The following is a 2,793-nucleotide window of genomic DNA, read 5'->3' as shown; positions in this document are numbered from 1 at the left end:
CAGCGTCGATGTGGATCCCTATTCTTTCCTCTAGCGCGCTCCCCACCGCCTCGCCTAATCATCGCGCACCACCGGGAGGGTTTCCTTTGATGTTTCGCGCCTTGTTCACTGCCGCGGCCCTGATCGCCGCCAGTCCCGTCTTCGCCGCATTCCAGTCCGACCGGATCAGCGTAACCACCGAAGGCACGGGACCGGACGTGGTGCTGATCCACGGCCTCGCTTCGTCGCCGCGGATATGGAGCGGGACGGTCGAGCGCGTCCCGGGCTATCGCTACCACCTGGTCCAGATCGCCGGCATGGGCGCGACCGAGCCGGGCGCCAACGCGCAGGGCGCGGTGATCGCGCCGGTCGCCGAGGAAGTCGCGCGCTACATCGCGGAGGAGAAGCTCGATAAGCCGGCGCTGATCGGCCACTCGATGGGCGGCACGATCGCGATGATGGTCGCCGCGCGCCACCCGGACGAGGTCGGCAAGCTGATGGTCGTCGACATGCATCCGTTCGTCGGCCAGCTCTACGGCGGCCCGGCTGCGACCTCGGACAGCGTACGCCCGATCGCCGACGCGATGCGCGCCCGCTCCGCCAAGGCGACGCCCGAGGAACGCGAGCGCGAGCGCCGCGCCTCGATCACATCGATGATCAACACCGAAAGCGAGCGCGCCGGCCCGATCGAGGACGGGCTCGCCAGCAATCCGGACACCGTCGCCAATGCGTTCGCCGAGCTGATGGTCACCGACCTGCGGCCGGAGCTGAAGGCGATCACGGCACCCACGACCGTCCTCTACGTCACCCCGGCAGGCGCACCGTTCACCGACGAGCAGATGGATGAAGGCTACAAGGCGGCCTATGCCGACCTCTCCGGCGTCACGCTGAAGCGGATCCCGAACGCGGCGCACTTCATCATGCTCGACGCGCCCGACGCATTCGCGGACGAGGTGAAGGCGTTCTTGAAACCCTAGCCGTCACCCCGGACCTGATCCGGGGTCCACCTTCTTTTTCGACCCAGGGCCGAGAAGAAAAGGTGGATGCCGGGTCAAGCCCGGCATGACGAGACGAGACGATGCTGAGAAACCTTGCTGCTCTCTGCCTGGCATGGGTCGCACTGATGGCCCCCGCACTCGCCCAGGACAATCTCGATGTCGCCGCCGCCGGACGCAGCGTGGTGCGCGTAGTCGTGGTCGCGATGGAGGACGGCGCTCCGCAGGGGATCGGCACCGGCAGCGGCGTTGCGGTCGCGCCGGACAAGATCCTGACCAATGCGCATGTCGTCCTGGACGCGGCGAACGGGGACGCGATCATCGGCGTCGTCCCGTCGGAAGGGTCGCAGCGCTTCACCGGCCGGCTGATCGCCTATCAGCCGCAGCGCGATCTGGCACTGATCCAGCTCGACGACGGCCATGTCGAGCCGGCGACGATCGCGACCGGCCCGGTGCCCGACGGCGCCGCCGTCGCCGCGATCGGCTATCCCTACTCAGTCGACCGCGCCCGCGAGCTCAGCGCCGAAGGCGTCGTCACGCCGCAGGCGCCGGTCAAGAGCTGGGGCCGCGTCTCCGGCGGGCAATCGTCGCAGCGATTCGACACGGTGTTGCACGACGCCGCGATCGGCCGCGGCAATTCCGGCGGGCCGCTGGTCGATTCGTGCGGCCGCGTGGTCGGCATCAACAGCTTCGTTTCCAACTCCGAAGGCGTCGACGCGGTGTTCGCATTCGCCGTATCGGCAAAGGAGATCATCCCCTTCCTGCGCGCGGCCGGCGTCAAGCCGCACACGACTGCCCTGCCCTGCCGCACCAGCGCCGAGCAGGACGCGATCGACGAGCGGCTCGCCCGCAGCGAGGACGAGCGGGCCCAGGCCGAACGCAACCGCGCAGCCGTCGCCGCGGAACGGCTGGAAGCGCGGCGCGAACAGGTGCGCAACGGCATCATCGCCGAACGCGACAACGGCCTTGCGATCGCCGCCCTGCTGCTCGTTTTCGGCGCCGCCTTCGTGAACGGCGCGCTCGTGCTGCTGTCGAAGGATGACCGGCGGCTGGCGCTCGGCGCCGGTGCTGCCGGGCTCGTGCTGATGGCCGGCGCGCCGATCGCCTGGGTCGCGCGTCCGGACCTCGACCAGGCCGATGCCCGGCTGGCCGCGGAGGCGCCCAAGACGAAAGCCGTAGCGATCGCGGTCGAGGGCGCCTATGCCTGCCGCCTGGACCTGCAGCGCAGCCGCATCACCGTTTCCGACCCAAGAAATGTCGCGCTCCATTGGGACTCCTCCGGCTGCGAAGGCGGCACGCCGTTCGCCGCCGATGACGAGCGCTGGGTTCGCGCCGAAGTGTCGCCAACGGAAGGCGTCGCCCTGGTCCGCCGCTTCGATCCGGCCACGTCGCGCTATACGGTCGAGCGCTACTTCCTTCCCGTCGACACGCTCACTGCCGCCCGCGCGCTCCAGTCGAAATATCCCGCGCGCACCTGCACGCCCGATAATGCCCGGATGGCCGGCGAAATGAGCCAGGCGCTTCGCGATCTGCTGCCCTCCGTTCCCAATGAACGACTGGTCTACAGCTGCGATCATGTGAAGGCGGACGACACGTCGACGCAAAAATAGTGCGTTCGTGTCGAGCGAAGTCGAGACACGCGCTTCTCGACTTCGCTCGAAGCGAACGGCTTGGGGGGTGAACCTATCGGGCCCCTTCCCGCCTGAGGAGCTTTTCCTTGCGCTCCAGGCCATAGGCATAGCCGCCCAAGGTCCCGTCGGTGCGGATCACGCGGTGGCATGGAATCAGCACCGCGACATTGTTGTCGCCGTTCGCGGTG

The 2,793-nt window shown here is 68.4% G+C and carries 3 protein-coding genes; 2 read left to right on the top strand and 1 reads right to left on the bottom strand.

Annotation, left to right across the window (positions count from 1 at the left end; translation table 11 throughout):
- The first annotated feature begins 89 nt into the window (after nucleotides 1-89).
- Together VFT73_RS13500 and VFT73_RS13495 are read left to right on the top strand one after the other, a co-directional pair.
- Nucleotides 90-956 carry an alpha/beta hydrolase gene (locus VFT73_RS13500; protein WP_326412228.1) on the top strand — a complete coding sequence of 289 codons (867 nt, stop codon included), beginning with the start codon at nucleotides 90-92 and terminating at the stop codon, nucleotides 954-956.
- Between the two features lie 146 nt (nucleotides 957-1,102).
- Entirely contained in the window at nucleotides 1,103-2,584 is a 1,482-nt protein-coding gene (locus VFT73_RS13495; protein ID WP_326412224.1) for a serine protease, read from the top strand.
- Nucleotides 2,585-2,657: 73 nt separating this feature from the next.
- Here VFT73_RS13495 and VFT73_RS13490 read toward each other — a convergent pair.
- A partial coding sequence (locus VFT73_RS13490) for an MGMT family protein (RefSeq protein ID WP_326412232.1) occupies nucleotides 2,658-2,793 on the bottom strand: 136 nt, incomplete at its 5' end.

Source organism: Sphingomonas sp., assembly GCF_035758555.1.
GTDB lineage: Bacteria > Pseudomonadota > Alphaproteobacteria > Sphingomonadales > Sphingomonadaceae > Sphingomonas_B.
Note: the sequence above shows the minus strand (reverse complement) of the source record. Positions and strands in the feature narration are given on the sequence as shown.

Bases quoted from the DNA above. Each gene is read 5' to 3' on its own strand.
- VFT73_RS13500 (WP_326412228.1), top strand. From the start codon at position 90: ATGTTTCGCGCCTTGTTCACTGCCGCGGCCCTGATCGCCGCCAGTCCC.
- VFT73_RS13495 (WP_326412224.1), top strand. From the start codon at position 1,103: ATGGCCCCCGCACTCGCCCAGGACAATCTCGATGTCGCCGCCGCCGGA.